Here is a 14,920-nt window from a genome sequence, read left to right on the forward strand (position 1 = left end):
CCGCCAGGCAGACTTACCGCCATGCGCAGACCCCGCGTACCCCGCGTACCCGGCGTACCCCGCCCCCACAGCCGCCCGCGCAGCCGCACGCGCCCGAGCCCGCGCCCGCGCAGCCTCGCCGGCCAGCTCTTCGCAATGCAGGTCGTGCTGATGGCCGCCGTCGTCGCGGGGTGCGCGCTCTTCGCGTACCTCACCGACCGGAGCCAGGCCGAGGAGACCGCGCGCCGCCAGGTGACGGCGACCGCGACCGCCGTCGCCCGCTCCCCCGCCGTCGTCGCGGCGGCGCGCTCCGCCGACCCCACGGCCGCGCTCCAGCCGTACGCCGCCTCCCTCACCGGCGCCACGGGCGTCACCTTCGTGACGATCATGGCGCCGGACGGGACCCGCTGGACGCACCCGGATCCGGACCGGATCGGCGGGACGTACCTGGGCAGCATCGACCAGGCGCGGCGCGGGGAGACGTACACGGAGACGTACCGCGGCACGCTCGGGCGGTCCGTGCGGACGGTCACGCCGGTGTACGACGGCGGGCGCCTGGTCGCCCTCGTCAGCGCGGGCATCACCGTCGACCGGATCAGCGAGCAGCTGAGCAAGCAGGTCACCGCGCTGCTCGGCATGGCGGGCGCGGCGCTCGCGCTCGGCGGGCTCGGTACGTACGTGATCAACGCGCGGCTGCGGCGCCACACGCACGGCATGAACGCCGCCGAGCTGAGCCGGATGCACGACTACCACGAGGCCGCGCTGCACGCGGTGCGTGAGGGGCTGGTGATGCTCGACGGGCAACGGCGCATCGCGCTGATCAACGACGGGGGGCGGGAGCTGCTGGGCCTGGACCCGGAGGCCGTGGGCAGGCCCGTCGCCGAGCTCGGGCTGCCGCCCTCCCTGACGAGCGCGCTGCTCTGCGCCGAGCCGCGCGTCGACGAGCTGCACCTGACGGCCGACCGGGTGCTGGTGGTCTCCACCCGGCCGGTGGTCGGCGGGGAGCGGCGCGGCACCGTGGTGACGCTGCGGGACCACACCGAGCTCCAGGCGCTCTCGGGCGAGCTGGACTCGGAGCGCGGGTTCACGCAGGCGCTGCGCTCGCAGGCCCACGAGGCGGCGAACCGGCTGCACACCGTCGTGTCGCTCATCGAGCTGGGGCGGGCCGAGGAGGCGGTGGAGTTCGCGACGGCCGAGCTGGAGCTGGCGCAGGCGCTCACGGACCGGGTCGTGGACGCGGTCGCCGAGCCGGTCCTCGCGGCGCTGCTGCTCGGCAAGGCGGCGCAGGCCAACGAGCGGGGCGTCGAGCTGGTCCTGACCGAGGACAGCCGCATCGACGACGGCGTCCTGCCGCCGAGCCTGCCCGCCCGGGACCTGGTCACCATCCTCGGCAACCTCGTCGACAACGCCGTGGAGGCCGCGCAGGGCAGCCGGCTGGCCCGCGTCACGGTCACCGCGCGCGCCGACGACCACGGCGGCGAGGTGCTGTTGCGCGTCGCCGACAGCGGCCCCGGCATCGGGACCGACGACCACGACGCCGTCTTCGAACGCGGCTGGTCCACCCGGGGCCCGGGCCGCGGCCTCGGCCTGGCGCTCGTACGGCAGGCGGCGCACCGGGGGCGGGGCACCATCGAGCTGGGGCACGGGCCGGACGCGGGCGCGGAGTTCACCGTACGGCTGCCCCTGCGCCCGGCGGAGGTGGTGTCATGACCGCGGCCGGGGCCATCAGGGTCCTGGTGGTCGAGGACGACCAGGTCGCCGCCGACGCCCACGCGCTGTACGTCGGCCGGGTGCCGGGCTTCGAGGTCGTCGGGGTCGCGCACACGCGGGCCGCCGCCGGGCGGCTGCTGGAGCGCGTGGCCGTCGACCTGATCCTGCTCGACCTCTACCTGCCGGACGGGCACGGCCTGCACCTGCTGCGCTCGCTGCGGGCGGCCGGGCACCAGGCGGACGTCATCGCCGTCACCTCGGCGCGCGACCTGGGGATCGTCCGCGAGGGGGTGTCGCTGGGCGTCGTCCAGTACGTCCTGAAGCCGTTCACCTTCGCCACGCTGCGGGACCGGCTGGCCCGGTACGCCGAGTTCCGGGCGGCGGCCGGCGAGGCGTCGGGCCAGGAGGAGGTGGACCGGGCGCTCGCGGTGCTGCGTACGCCCCGGCCGGCCGCGCTGCCGAAGGGGTTGAGCGCGCCGACGCTGGCAGCCGTGACGCGCACGCTGCGGGAGGCGCCCGGCGGGCTGACCGCCGCCGAGGCCGGTGCGGCGGTCGGCATCTCGCGGATCACGGCGCGGCGCTATCTGGAGCATCTGGTGGAGACGGGCCGGGCGGCGCGCAGCCCCCAGTACGGGCAGGTGGGACGGCCGGAGCTGCAGTACCGGTGGATCACCGCGGTACGGTAAATTACCCGCAGGTATACCACTAGGTAGTGGTTTGTCTGGACGTTCCTACGACTTTCGGTGTTGGCTGAACGCACCGTAGCCAGAGGTAACCCTCCGCACCTACCGTGTGCCGCGTGCACCCCTCCCCACCCACACCCCCGTTCAACGCGCTCGCCGCGCGCCGACTGCGCGAGGCGCTCGGCATGGGGCCCGCCCACGTCGCGTACGGCTTGCGCGCGCAGTACGGACTCGCCGTCCCGCCCGAGACGGTGATGGCCTGGGAACGCGGCACCGCCGCGCCCACCGCCCAGGAGCTCACCGCGCTCGCCGGTGTCCTGTGGTGTTCGCCGGGCGAGCTGCTGGCCGCGGCGACGACCCTGCGCGAGCACCGCATCGCGCGGGCCATGGCGCCCGAGGACCTGGCCCGCCGGATCGGGCTCGACACCAAGGCGTACCTCCGCATGGAGGAGTCCGGCCGCTGGCGCGGCAACGAACGGCAGACCGCGGCGCTCGCCGACGCGCTGGCCCTCGGGCCGCGCGAGCTGCTGACCGTCACGGGCCGCCACGCGCAGCTCGCGGACCTGCTGCGCAGCGCCGCCACCACGCGCTGGCAGGCGTACGTCCGGCCGCTCGCGAAGCTGCTGCCCATCGACCGCGGCCGCCTGGAGCAGGTCCTCCAGCAGCTGCACGCCGACTACCAGGCGCGGATGGTGTCCACCAACAGCTGGGGCGTGGACCTCACCGACAGCAGCGACGGCCAGGCGGGCAAGGAGTTCCTGGAGCGGATCGACGAGCACTTCTGGGCGCTGGTCCAGTACTGATCACCGATCACGGCGCGTCGGCGGGGTCCAGGCTGAACAGCTGCCCCTCGCCGTCCTCCCGGCACGCCTCCTGGATCACGTCCGTCCACGGCTCGCGCGAGGCGTCCCGTATGCGCAGGCACAGGTCCGAGTGCGCGGATCTGAGGCGGTAGCCCGCCACGGGGTCGCCGAACGCCTCGATCCGGAAGGCCTCGCGCGGGCCCCGTTTGCCGCACTCCTGGTCGATCAGGGGCGCGCCGTGCTGTTCCGTCGCCTCGACGGGGATGCCCGAACAGCCGGGTCCGAACTCGGGGTGGTCGGAGCGGATGCGCCACAGTCCGCCGCCGAGCCGTACGAGCGCGTAGCGCGGCACGGTCGCCCCCGCGCACGGCACCTGGTAGACCTGCCCGCTCTGCTGACCGGGCCGTTCGTTCAGGCAGAGCCCGGAGTGCACCGCCCGTATCAGTACGGGGCCGGGCGCGGGGGCCGCGGCGTCGTCCTTCACGTGGTCCTCGTCGCCACCCCGCAGGAACGCCACGACGGTCGTCGCGGCCACGACGAGCGCCAGCACCGCGACGAGCGGGACGAACCACGCCTGTAACGCACCGCGCGCCGGGGCCCCTCGCTCCTCCCGCTCCCCGGCGTCCGGACCGGCCTCCGGCGCGAGCTCCGGCTCCGGCGTCGACTCCGCCCCTGACTCCGACCCCGGCTCCGACCCCGGCTCCGACAGTTCGGACCACCGCTCGCGGCCCGCCAGCTCCTTGCGGACCGCGAGCCAGGACTCCAACGCCTCGGGGCCCACCCCGCACGCCCGGACGAAGGCCGACAAGAGCTCCTCGCGCGGCACCGTCGTACGGGCCAGCATGTTCGCGACCGTCGAGCGGGGCAGCACCTCCCCGAGCGCCTCGGCGCGCGCCGACAGCTCCCGGTAGGTGAGGCCGGACCAGCCCTTGAGGTCCTGCAGCAGCGCGATGAACGCGGCAGGGTCCCGGGCCTCCCTGGGGTCGGGAGCTGCTCTCTCCCCGTCGGTCACCGCGGCCCTCCCCCGTTCTGGGACATGTCCCGGACAGGCGTAAGCCTTGTTGAACCGGCGCCTCGGCTCAAGAGTGGAAACCGGCAATTCCGGTCGACGTCCGCCGGCCGACGGAAAGGCCGCGGCCCCGGTCGTCCACGGGGGAGCCGACCGGGGCCGCACGCACAGGGGGGCGGGGAGGCGCGGGTCAGAAGACCGACTCCGCCTCGTACATCCGGTTCGCCGGCACCGTCTTCAGCTGCGTGACCGCCTCCGCCAGCGGCACCATGTGGATGTCCGTGCCCCGCAGGGCCGTCATCCGGCCGAACTCCTTGCGGTGCGCCGCCTCCACCGCGTGCCAGCCGAAGCGGGTCGCGAGGACGCGGTCGTATGCGGTCGGGGTGCCGCCGCGCTGGACGTGGCCCAGGATGACCGGGCGGGCCTCCTTGCCGAGGCGCCGCTCCAGCTCCTTCGCGAGCCGGTTGCCGATGCCCTGGAAGCGCTCGTGCCCGTACTGGTCGATGGCGCCCTTCTCGTACTCCATCGAGCCCTCGGCCGGGTGCGCGCCCTCGGCGACGCAGATGACGGCGAACTTCTTGCCGCGCGAGAAGCGCTCCTCGACCATCTTCACCAGGTCGTCGACCTCGAAGGGCCGCTCCGGCAGGCAGATGCCGTGCGCGCCGCCCGCCATGCCGGACTCCAGCGCGATCCAGCCGGCGTGCCGCCCCATCACCTCGACGACCATCACGCGCTGGTGCGACTCGGCGGTGGTCTTGAGACGGTCTATGGCCTCGGTCGCGACCATCACGGCCGTGTCGAAGCCGAAGGTGCGGTCGGTGGAGGAGATGTCGTTGTCGATGGTCTTGGGTACGCCGACGACCGGCATGCCCGCCTCCGACAGCAAGCGCGCCGCGGTCAGCGTGCCCTCGCCGCCGATGGGGATGAGGACGTCGAGGTCGTAGCGCTTCTGCAGCTCCTCGCAGTTCTCGGCGGCCTCCTGCAGCCGGGCCCGCTCCAGGCGGGCGGAGCCGAGGATCGTACCGCCGCGGGCGAGGATGCCGCTCACCGCGTTGAGGTCGAGGGGCCGGTAGTGGCCGTCGAGGAGACCCTTGAAGCCGTCCTCGAAGCCGATGACCTCGTCGCCGTGGCCCGTGAGCGCCCGGTGCACGACCGACCGGATCACTGCGTTCAGCCCGGGGCAGTCGCCGCCTGCGGTGAGGACTCCGATGCGCATCGTGCTGTGTCTCCTGCTCGTAGTGGTACGTGTGAGCCTTACCGAATTGTCCCACGGCACGGCCACGCAGCGTGCTCTCCGCGCCGCCCCCAGGGCCAGGCGCCGGGTGGGCGCTCTACCCACCGCCAGAGGTATTGTCAAGAGGGTATCGGGCACCCGAACAGAGATTTTTTATCCGCACCGGCCTGACAGGAGAGCTTGCGTGGCGCGCAGCGTGTACGTGACGGGGATCGACCGGGGGGACGGCCGCCAGGTCGTCGAGCTGGGAGTCATGGAGCTCCTGACCCGCCAAGTGGACCGGGTGGGGGTGTTCCGGCCACTGGTGCACGACGGTCCCGACCGCCTCTTCGACCTGCTGCGGGTCCGCTACCGGCTCTCCCAGGACCCCGCCACGGTGTACGGCATGGACTACCACGAGGCGTCCGCGCTCCAGGCCGAGAAGGGCACCGACGAGCTGGTCTCCCGGCTGGTCGACCGGTTCCACGCGGTGGCGCGCGACTACGAGGTGGTGCTCGTCCTCGGTACGGACTTCCACGCCACGCAGCTGCCCGAGGAGCTCGCGCTCAACGCCCGCCTCGCCAACGAGTTCGGCGCCTCCGTCATACCCGTGGTCGGCGGCAAGGGCCAGGACGCCGACTCCGTGCGCGCCGAGACGCGCAACGCCTTCCGGGCGTACGAGAGCCTCGGCTGCGACGTCCTCGCCATGGTCGCCAACCGCGTGGCGCCCGAGGACCGCGACGCCCTCGCCGAGCGGCTCGCCGCGCGCCTGCCGGTGCCGGTGTACGTCCTGCCGGACATGCCCGCGCTCTCCGCGCCGACGGTCGCGCAGATCCGGCACCACCTCGGCGCCGAGGTCGTCCTCGGCGACGACTCGGGGCTCGCGCGCGACGCGCTGGACTTCGTCTTCGGCGGCGCGATGCTGCCGAACTTCCTCAACGCCCTGACCCCCGGCTGCCTGGTCGTCACGCCCGGCGACCGCGCCGACCTGGTCGTGGGCGCGCTGGCCGCGCACTCCGCCGGCAACCCGCCCATCGCGGGCGTGCTGCTCACCCTGAACGAGCGCCCCAGCCGGGAGATCCTCAACCTGGCGGCGCGGCTGGCGCCCGGTACGCCGGTGCTGTCGGTGAGCGGCAACAGCTTCCCGACCGCCGCCGAGCTGTTCTCGCTGGAGGGCAAGCTGAACGCCGCCACGCCGCGCAAGGCGGAGACCGCGCTGGGCCTCTTCGAGCGGCACGTCGACGCCGCCGACCTGCTCAAGCGGCTGTCGGTGGCGCGCAGCGGCCGGGTCACGCCGATGATGTTCGAGCACGAGCTGCTGGAGCAGGCGCGCGCCGACCGCCGCCGCGTGGTCCTGCCCGAGGGCACCGAGGAGCGGGTGCTGCGCGCCGCCGACGTGCTCGTACGCCGTGACGTGTGCGCCCTGACGCTGCTGGGCGATGTCGAGGTGATCCGCAAGAAGGCCGCCGACCTAGGCGTCGACCTCGGCGCGGACACCCAGCTGATCGACCCGGCGACGTCCGAGCTGCGCCAGCTGTTCGCGGAGCGGTACGCGGCGCTGCGCGCGCACAAGGGGGTCAGCGTGGAGCTGGCGTACGACGTGGTGTCGGACGTCAACTACTTCGGCACGCTGATGGTGCAGGAGGGCCTGGCCGACGGCATGGTGTCGGGCTCGGTGCACTCCACGGCCGCCACCATCCGCCCCGCCTTCGAGATCATCAAGACCAAGCCGGAGGCGTCGATCGTCTCCTCGGTCTTCTTCATGTGCCTGGCGGACAAGGTGCTGGTGTACGGCGACTGCGCGGTCAACCCGGACCCGAACGCCGAGCAGCTCGCCGACATCGCGGTGCAGTCGGCGGCGACGGCCGCCCGCTTCGGCGTCGAGCCGCGCATCGCGATGCTGTCGTACTCGACGGGCACCTCCGGCTCGGGTGCGGACGTCGACAAGGTGCGCGAGGCGACGAAGCTGGTGCGCGAGCGGCACCCGGAGCTGAAGATCGAGGGCCCGATCCAGTACGACGCGGCCGTCGAGCCGTCGGTCGCCGCGACGAAGCTGCCGGGCTCGGAGGTGGCGGGCCAGGCGACGGTGCTGATCTTCCCGGACCTGAACACGGGGAACAACACGTACAAGGCCGTGCAGCGCTCGGCCGGCGCCGTGGCCGTCGGCCCGGTGCTCCAGGGCCTGCGCAAGCCGGTGAACGACCTGTCGCGCGGCGCGCTCGTCAGCGACATCGTCAACACGGTCGCGATCACCGCGATCCAGTCCCAGCAGAAGGCAACGCAGTCGTGAGCAACCCGAATTCGAACTCCGCCACCGGCGCCACCCGCGTCCTCGTCCTCAACTCCGGCTCGTCGTCGGTGAAGTACCAGCTGCTCGACATGCACGACGGCGCCCGCCTGGCCGTCGGGCTGATCGAGCGGATTGGTGAAGAAACGTCCCGCCTGGTGCACACCCCGCTGACGGACGGCGGCGAGCAGCGCGAGCGCACGGCTCCGATCGCGGACCACGAGGCGGCGCTGAAGGCGGTCGCGGAGGAGCTGGCGGCGGACGGGCTGGGCCTGGACTCCCCGGAGCTGGCGGCGATCGGCCACCGGGTGGTGCACGGCGGTCTGCAGTTCTCCGCGCCGACGGTCATCACCGACGAGGTGCTCGCCGAGATCGAGCGGCTGGTGCCGGTGGCGCCGCTGCACAACCCGGCGAACATCACCGGCATCCGCACCGCGCAGGCGCTGCGGCCGGACCTGCCGCAGGTCGCCGTCTTCGACACGGCGTTCCACACGACGATGCCGGAGTACGCGGCGCGGTACGCGATCGACGCCGAGACCGCGGACGCGCACCGCATCCGCCGGTACGGCTTCCACGGCACGTCGCACGCGTACGTGTCGCGGAAGGTCGCGCAGCTGCTGGGCAAGGACCCGGCCGAGGTGAACGTCATCGTGCTCCACCTCGGCAACGGCGCCTCGGCGTCGGCGGTGTCGGGCGGCCGCTGCGTGGACACCTCGATGGGACTGACCCCCTTGGAGGGGCTCGTCATGGGTACGCGCTCCGGTGACATCGACCCGGCGGTGGTGTTCCACCTGAAGCGGGTCGCCGGAATGTCGACCGACGAGATCGACGTACTACTGAACAAGAAGAGCGGTTTGGTGGGGCTTTGCGGTGACAATGACATGCGTGAGATCCGGCGCCGGATCGACGAGGGTGATCAGCGGGCGCAGCTGGCCTTCGACATTTACATCCACCGGCTGAAGAAGTACATCGGCGCCTATTACGCGGTGCTGGGCCGGGTGGACGCGGTGGCGTTCACGGCGGGCGTCGGCGAGAACGCGGCCCCGGTGCGGGAGGCCGCCGTCGCCGGGCTGGAGGAGCTGGGGCTGGCGGTGGACGCGGGTCTCAACGCCGTACGGTCCGGGGAGCCGCGGCTGATCTCGCCGGAGTACGCGCGGGTCGCCGTGGCGGTGGTCCCGACGGACGAGGAGCTCGAAATCGCCCGGCAAACCTACTCGCTGGTCAACTCCGCGGTCGACGACTGAGCGCACACGCGCCCATTTGTACATTCCACCAGACGGAATATTCCGCAGTGAAACAAACCGATAGGATCCGCCTTATGCGCCGTTCCAAAATCGTCTGCACACTGGGCCCCGCCGTCGACTCGTATGAGCAGCTGAAAGCGCTCATCGAGGCCGGTATGAACGTGGCCCGCTTCAACATGAGCCACGGATCCCACGCTGAGCACGAGGAGCGGTACCACCGCGTCCGCCAGGCCGCCGAGGACACCGGCCGCGCCGTGGGCGTGCTCGCCGACCTCCAGGGCCCGAAGATCCGTCTGGAAACCTTCGCCGAGGGGCCGGTCGAACTGGTCCGCGGTGACGAGTTCACCATCACCACCGAGGACGTCCCCGGTGACAAGTCCATCTGCGGTACCACGTACAAGGGCCTGCCCGGCGACGTCTCCAAGGGCGACCAGATCCTGATCAACGACGGCAACGTCGAGCTGCGCGTCACCGAGGTCGACGGCACCCGCGTCCGGACGATCGTCGTCGAGGGCGGCGTCATCTCGGACCACAAGGGCATCAACCTGCCGGGCGCCGCCGTGAACGTCCCGGCCCTCTCCGAGAAGGACGTCGACGACCTGCGCTTCGCGCTGCGGATGGGCTGCGACCTGGTCGCGCTCTCCTTCGTGCGCGACGCCAACGACGTCAAGGACGTCCACAAGGTGATGGACGAGGTGGGCCGCCGGGTCCCGGTCATCGCCAAGGTGGAGAAGCCGCAGGCCGTCGAGAACATGCAGGACGTCGTGATGGCGTTCGACGGCGTGATGGTGGCGCGCGGCGACCTGGCCGTCGAGTACCCGCTCGAGAAGGTCCCGATGGTGCAGAAGCGGCTCATCGAGATGTGCCGCCGCAACGCCAAGCCGGTGATCGTCGCGACCCAGATGATGGAGTCGATGATCACCAACTCGCGCCCGACCCGCGCCGAGGCGTCCGACGTCGCCAACGCGATCCTGGACGGCGCCGACGCGGTCATGCTGTCGGCGGAGTCCTCGGTGGGCGCGTACCCCATCGAGACCGTCAAGACGATGTCGAAGATCGTCACCGCGGCGGAGGAGGAGCTCCTCGCCAAGGGCCTGCAGCCCCTGGTCCCCGGCAAGAAGCCCCGCACCCAGGGCGGCTCCGTCGCCCGCGCGGCCGCCGAGATCGCCGACTTCCTCGACGGCAAGGCCCTGGTCGCCTTCACCAAGTCCGGCGACACGGCCCGCCGCCTCTCCCGCTACCGCGCGGCCCAGCCGATCATGGCCTTCACGACGGAGACCTCGACCCGCAACCAGCTCGCCCTGAGCTGGGGCGTCGAGTCCTTCGTGGTCCCCCACGTCGACAACACCGACGCGATGGTCGACCTGGTCGACGCGGAGCTGTCCAAGCTCCAGCGCTTCAACGCGGGCGACACCATGGTCATCACGGCGGGCTCGCCCCCCGGCGTCCCGGGCACCACGAACATGGTCCGGGTGCACCACCTGGGCGGGGAGCACCGGGACTGACGGTCCGGCTCCCGATCAGGCACGAGGGCGGTGGCCCGGTTCCGGAAGGAACCGGGCCACCGCCCTTTGTGTGCTGACCTGAACCGCTAGTCGACCTGGCCGGACTGGACCGGGAAGTCCGGGGGCCAGGGCTGGGACGCGTCGTACAGGAACCGTCGGTCACCCATCAGCTCGTACTCCGCCTCACGCCAGCTGGGATTGCTGCCGACGACGAAACAGCCGCCGTCGCGTTCCAGCATCCATGTCCACTGGGCGTCCTCGGCTTCGAGACCGTGCCGCTCCTTCAGTGCGGAGAACTCGGCGGCGGTGGCACGCCGCACGTGCAGCCCGTCGCGGAAGTACGGCTTCAAAAACATCAACCGCACGTGCGCGAAGGAGACCTCGACGTGTGTCGTGGTCCGGTCCACCGCCAGCGCGTCGCTCTGCAGGAAGAGCTGACGGTGGGAGGGGTTGAAGCCGGAGATCCGGAAAAGGCGCCTCTCGCGGGTGAAAGCCTCTATGGGGATCATTCTCCTCTTGTCAGGGCAGCTGCGGGACCAGCCGCTGCCAGGCCGCGAACTCGCCGCTGCGCGGGTGGTCCCGCAGCAGGTGCGCGATGTGACGTGGGGGAGCGAGGAGTTGCTTGATCCTGCGCAGCTCCAGCATCTGCCCACGGTCGAGCGTGCGCCAGCCCGGGGCCACCAGATCCGAGGCGGTCTGCCGGCTCATGGGCATGGCGTCCAGGGCCTCGTCCAGGACCCGTCCCGCGTCGAGCAGCGGGACGTCGGGGCGTGGGCTCACGCTGTCCACCAGGGACACACGCAGCCACAGGTCCCGCAGCAGCCACTCGTTGCCCAGGCGGCCCGTCGTCCGCTCGGCCGCTCCCAGGAGGGACGACCAGGCCGCGGCCGCGGCCTCCCATTGTCCGGCCGAGAGCCGTGCGCACTGGGCCTGGAGCTCCGCGGCGAACATCTGAGCCGCCGCGATCCAGTCGTTGACCTCGCCGTCGGCAGCGGCCACATCGGGGCCCGACCACCGGCGGACATGCGCGTCGAGGTCCAGCCGGCCGAGATCGTCAAACAGCATGCTCATGGTTTTCCCTCAGGTGCCGGGCGCTGCCCCGGTCCCGTGGGGAACGGGGCAGCGCCCCCACAGCCGTTCTCCGTCCCCGTCAGGTGGTGACCTCCACTCCGGCGGCGTTCCAGGCGCGGCTGAAGCCGCGGCCGCGTTCCACGATGGTCACCGTCCCAGGGCCGTACTCGAGGGACAGCTTGCGTCAACGTCTCTGTCGCAACGGCCGATTGCCGCAGCCTCCCCACCCGGCTCGGGCAAGGAGGCCACGGCATTGCGAGACTCCGATCAGGGCCGTTCCGCTCAACCCTCGATGAAGTTCTTGAGGCCCGGCACCGTCAGCGTGCCGCCGAACTGGGCGGCCTGCGTGACCTTCACGTTGGTGAAGAAGGCGAACGGGACGTTCAGCGGGGGCGGGGTCTCCGGGCTGAAGGTGATCGGGATGATGCCGAAGAGGTTGCCCTTCAGCTCCTCCGTGTACATGGTCACCGTGCCGCCCCGAATCGTCGACGTCGAGCCCGGGCGGGAGGTGACGTGACCGGTGCGACCCTCGGAGTGGACCGTGAGCTGGTGCAAGTCCTTGATGTCGACCTCGTCGGCCGTGAACTTGAGGACCTTCTTCACCTTCCCACTGCCGGTCTTCACCTCGACGATGCCGTGGTAGTCCAGGCCGCGCAGGGTGAGCAGCGAGCTCTCCAGCTTCCACGGGTCGTCCGGGAGCAGCGGGATCCCGGGCTCCAGCTCGGCGTCCGCGAGGGCCTCGGGGTCGGGGGTCGGGCAGGGGAAGCGGGGCTTGGCGCCCTCGGGGATGTCCTCGTCCTTCTTGGGGTCGAGTCCCTTGACGTCCTCGGGCAGCTCCTCCACCGTGGCGCCGGCCTCGTCGGCGGCGTCCTTGATGGCTTGCTTGGTCTTGTCGAGGGTGTCGTCCACGGGCTTGGTGGACGGCTTGGCCGCGGGCTGCGTGGTGGGCTGCGCGGACGGCTTGGCGGACGGCTTCGCCGCCGGCGGGGTGGTCGGGGTGGGCGCGCTCGTCGACGGGGTGGGCGTCGGCTCGTCGTCGTCCGGACCGTCGAAGATGTCCTCGATCGCGTCACCGACACCCAGCGGGTCCAGCGGGTTCCTGGTCTCCGTCGGCGTGGGCGTCGGGGTCGGGGTGGGCGTGGTGGCCGCGGAACCGGTCCCTCCGGTCTTGGGGTCGGCCGTCGGCACGCTCGGCTTCGTCGCTCCGCTCGCGCTCGCGCTCGCCGACGGGCTGGCGCCGGGCGCCGGCTCCTCGGTCGCCTTGTCGTCGTCGCCCTTGCCCGTCCCCTCGCTCGCGGACGGCTTCGGCGACGGCGACTCCGACGCGGACGGCTTCGCCGACTCCTCGTCCTCGCGCGGCTCGTCCGACCGCGTCACGCACGGGCCGGGCGCGAAGGGGATGTCCTTCTCGTCGGCGAGCGCCAGCTTGGGCGTGAGGCCGAGCCCCACGAGTACGGCGGTGGGCATCGCGGCCAGGGCTATCGCCTTGCCCGCCGGTGCCTGGAGCTTGGTCAGCAGCGACTTCTTCGGGGCCGCGTGGCGCGGCCCCCTTCTCGCCAGAGTGTTATCGCCCCCAGTCGTCGCCGACTGCGTTTCGTCACCCCGCACTGTTCCTCCCGCCGTTGGCGTCGACCGTCGTCTCTGTCTCGTGCGCGTCCACTGCTGCGGGCACTTCAGTCGCTGCCGGCGGCTCGACGCCCGCGGCCTCCGGCTCGCCCGGCGCCCAGGCGATGGACAGGGCACCACCGATGAGCGCGAGCAGGAAGCCGATGCCGAAGCCGCCGAAGTTGGCCACGGGGATGGAGACCAGCGCCAGCAGGATCGCGGCGACGCCGGCGAACACCCGCACAATGGCCTGGAACCACATGGTGAGGCCCAAGGTCATCAGCAGAACACCGATGATCAATGCCGCTGAGCCCGTGGTGGTCGCCATGGAAAGCGTCATCTGGCCGAGCTTGAGGCTCGCGTACGGGAAGTAGACAATGGGTATTCCGCCCAGCAGCGTCAACAGGCCCGCCCAGAACGGCCGGGTGCCCCGCCAGTCGCGGAATCGCCTCCGGAAGACGCGAAGGTAGTGCTCGTTCTGGCTCGCTGACTCGGCGCTCATGGAAAGCTCCCTGGGACGTGCTTTGCTGTGTGAAGAGGGAGACGGGCGGGCACAGTTGCCGACGGCATCCCTGCCCGCCCGAATGGATCACCGGTCAGTAGCACTCAACGCCAGGACCGTCACCCTTGAGCAGCTCCATCTTCAGGCCGCTCAGCTGGAACGAGCCGGCGGTGGTCGCCCACGCCTTCTGCTCGACGCCCGTCAGGACGGCCCTGTCCGCCTGCTGGGCGAAGCCGTTCTGGTTGATGTTCTTGTCCTTGACGGCCGGACCCTTGCCGAGGCCCGGGTTGTCGGTGTCCTTGGCCGCCAGACCGATGTCGATGTTGTAGAACTTGGCATCGGCCTTGAGGTCGGTGACGTCGAGGTACAGGTTCTCCGCGACGACCGGGTTCTTCCCGCCGCCCGCCTTCAGCTTCAGCGTGATCTTGCCGAACACCGGGACGTCCGGCGTGACCACCGACTGGCACATGTCGGTGATCTTGGCGTGCTTGAACGTCGAGATGGCGACCGGCCGCGGGACGAGCTTGTCGCCTTCCTTGACCTCGGCGTAGCCCATGTCGACCCCGCCGTACTGGGCGAAGCCAGTGCCGTCCAGGTAACCGGCCTTGACCTTGAACTCCTGCCCCGACACGGCGAACGACGCCGCCAGCGCGCCCTGCGCCAGTCCGACGCCGATCGCGGCCGTCGCGGCCACGCTCGGCACCATGACGACGGCGAACCGCTTCCATCTGGTCCCACCACGAACCTGGGACTTCATAGTTCCTCCTTCTCGGACGTACATCTCCGGAAGGGCCGGGGGCCCGTCCTGGGATGGGAGAAGTGCTACGTCCTCGGGAAGGAGAGCGCCCGTGGATCAGGCGCGAGCTGCGTCCGGATCACCGGCGATCACCCCCGAGCGACAACCACTGGCCACGCCTTCGCGCAACCTGATCGGACAGGTCCTGCCGGTGAGGGCGGGAACCCCCCTGTCCGGAGCCGGCGTCATCCGTGTCGTCGCCGGCCCGCTCGGTGGGGACCCAAGACCGCGGCTCGGCGGGTGGCCGGGCTGTACGGAATTGGACCGAGCGTCGCCGATCGTGGTGCATTCCGCGCCGGGGCACAAGGGGCTCGTTACCGACTAGTAACGGGCGGATAACCGTGCCGCGACAGGGCGGCGTCGGGCGGGCACTCAGGGTGCTACCGGCCAGTTCGACAGAAGCTGATATCAGCCGAGAAAGAGGGACATAAGGCTGGCATCGCCTTACTGGAAGTAACAGCGGCCGCGTTTGCCAAGTTTTGGCAAAACGCGGCCGCGTTTTATCACTGTGTC

The 14,920-nt window shown here is 71.4% G+C and carries 13 protein-coding genes; 6 read left to right on the forward strand and 7 right to left on the reverse strand.

The features are described 5' to 3' along the window. Positions 1-135: 135 nt before the first annotated feature. The 3 genes from AC07FJ_RS10565 to AC07FJ_RS10575 all read left to right on the forward strand — a co-directional run bounded on the left by AC07FJ_RS10565 (position 136) and on the right by AC07FJ_RS10575 (position 3,175). The gene (locus AC07FJ_RS10565) at positions 136-1,689 is read left to right on the forward strand and encodes a sensor histidine kinase (protein ID WP_479048301.1); all 1,554 of its coding nucleotides are present in this window, start codon (positions 136-138) and stop codon (positions 1,687-1,689) included. Further along, on the forward strand, positions 1,686-2,375 hold the full coding sequence (locus AC07FJ_RS10570; RefSeq protein WP_479047486.1) for a response regulator: 690 nt from the start codon (positions 1,686-1,688) through the stop codon (positions 2,373-2,375). Before AC07FJ_RS10565 ends, AC07FJ_RS10570 begins: the two co-directional genes overlap by 4 nt. A 113-nt stretch (positions 2,376-2,488) precedes the next feature. Next, on the forward strand, positions 2,489-3,175 hold the full coding sequence (locus tag AC07FJ_RS10575; RefSeq protein WP_479047489.1) for a helix-turn-helix domain-containing protein: 687 nt from the start codon (positions 2,489-2,491) through the stop codon (positions 3,173-3,175). Between the two features lie 7 nt (positions 3,176-3,182). Here the strand turns inward: AC07FJ_RS10575 and AC07FJ_RS10580 are convergent, their stop codons facing one another. Continuing rightward, positions 3,183-4,187 carry an RICIN domain-containing protein gene (locus AC07FJ_RS10580; RefSeq protein ID WP_479047492.1) on the reverse strand — a complete coding sequence of 335 codons (1,005 nt, stop codon included), beginning with the start codon at positions 4,185-4,187 and terminating at the stop codon, positions 3,183-3,185. Between the two features lie 187 nt (positions 4,188-4,374). Then, positions 4,375-5,400 carry an ATP-dependent 6-phosphofructokinase gene (locus AC07FJ_RS10585; protein ID WP_479047495.1) on the reverse strand — a complete coding sequence of 342 codons (1,026 nt, stop codon included), beginning with the start codon at positions 5,398-5,400 and terminating at the stop codon, positions 4,375-4,377. A gap of 202 nt (positions 5,401-5,602) precedes the next feature. Here AC07FJ_RS10585 and pta point away from each other — a divergent pair, with 202 nt between their 5' ends. The 3 genes from pta (at position 5,603) to pyk (ending at position 10,433) form a co-directional block, all read left to right on the forward strand. Beyond that, positions 5,603-7,687, forward strand: a complete 2,085-nt coding sequence (pta, locus tag AC07FJ_RS10590; RefSeq protein ID WP_479047498.1) for a phosphate acetyltransferase — start codon at positions 5,603-5,605, stop codon at positions 7,685-7,687. Then, a complete protein-coding gene (locus tag AC07FJ_RS10595) occupies positions 7,684-8,928 on the forward strand; it encodes an acetate kinase (RefSeq protein ID WP_479047500.1) in 1,245 nt (414 codons plus the stop codon). Before pta ends, AC07FJ_RS10595 begins: the two co-directional genes overlap by 4 nt. A 74-nt stretch (positions 8,929-9,002) precedes the next feature. After that, positions 9,003-10,433: a pyruvate kinase gene (pyk, locus tag AC07FJ_RS10600; RefSeq protein WP_361418868.1), complete on the forward strand. Its 1,431-nt coding sequence runs from the start codon at positions 9,003-9,005 to the stop codon at positions 10,431-10,433. 86 nt (positions 10,434-10,519) lie between these two features. On the opposite strand, the gene AC07FJ_RS10605 is transcribed toward pyk, so the two are convergent. The 5 genes from AC07FJ_RS10605 to AC07FJ_RS10625 form a co-directional block, all read right to left on the reverse strand. After that, positions 10,520-10,942, reverse strand: coding sequence for a hypothetical protein (locus AC07FJ_RS10605; RefSeq protein WP_479047502.1), 423 nt, complete (start codon positions 10,940-10,942; stop codon positions 10,520-10,522). A 10-nt stretch (positions 10,943-10,952) separates the two neighbouring features. Then, positions 10,953-11,504, reverse strand: coding sequence for a hypothetical protein (locus tag AC07FJ_RS10610; RefSeq protein WP_479047505.1), 552 nt, complete (start codon positions 11,502-11,504; stop codon positions 10,953-10,955). Between the two features lie 282 nt (positions 11,505-11,786). Next, entirely contained in the window at positions 11,787-13,112 is a 1,326-nt protein-coding gene (locus tag AC07FJ_RS10615) for a hypothetical protein (RefSeq protein WP_479047506.1), read from the reverse strand. Continuing rightward, positions 13,102-13,611: a DUF6114 domain-containing protein gene (locus AC07FJ_RS10620; RefSeq protein ID WP_479047509.1), complete on the reverse strand. Its 510-nt coding sequence runs from the start codon at positions 13,609-13,611 to the stop codon at positions 13,102-13,104. Before AC07FJ_RS10620 ends, AC07FJ_RS10615 begins: the two co-directional genes overlap by 11 nt. 94 nt (positions 13,612-13,705) lie before the next feature. After that, entirely contained in the window at positions 13,706-14,368 is a 663-nt protein-coding gene (locus AC07FJ_RS10625) for a DUF6230 family protein (RefSeq protein ID WP_479047512.1), read from the reverse strand. Positions 14,369-14,920 lie beyond the last annotated feature (552 nt).

Source organism: Streptomyces sp. NPDC045998 (assembly GCF_056430285.1).

Coding starts and splice junctions, on each gene's coding strand:
- AC07FJ_RS10565 (WP_479048301.1), top strand. CDS start 136: ATGCAGGTCGTGCTGATGGCCGCCGTCGTCGCGGGGTGCGCGCTCTTC.
- AC07FJ_RS10570 (WP_479047486.1), top strand. CDS start 1,686: ATGACCGCGGCCGGGGCCATCAGGGTCCTGGTGGTCGAGGACGACCAG.
- AC07FJ_RS10585 (WP_479047495.1), bottom strand. CDS start 5,400: ATGCGCATCGGAGTCCTCACCGCAGGCGGCGACTGCCCCGGGCTGAAC.
- pyk (WP_361418868.1), top strand. CDS start 9,003: ATGCGCCGTTCCAAAATCGTCTGCACACTGGGCCCCGCCGTCGACTCG.
- AC07FJ_RS10605 (WP_479047502.1), bottom strand. CDS start 10,942: ATGATCCCCATAGAGGCTTTCACCCGCGAGAGGCGCCTTTTCCGGATC.
- AC07FJ_RS10610 (WP_479047505.1), bottom strand. CDS start 11,504: ATGAGCATGCTGTTTGACGATCTCGGCCGGCTGGACCTCGACGCGCAT.
- AC07FJ_RS10620 (WP_479047509.1), bottom strand. CDS start 13,611: ATGAGCGCCGAGTCAGCGAGCCAGAACGAGCACTACCTTCGCGTCTTC.
- AC07FJ_RS10625 (WP_479047512.1), bottom strand. CDS start 14,368: ATGAAGTCCCAGGTTCGTGGTGGGACCAGATGGAAGCGGTTCGCCGTC.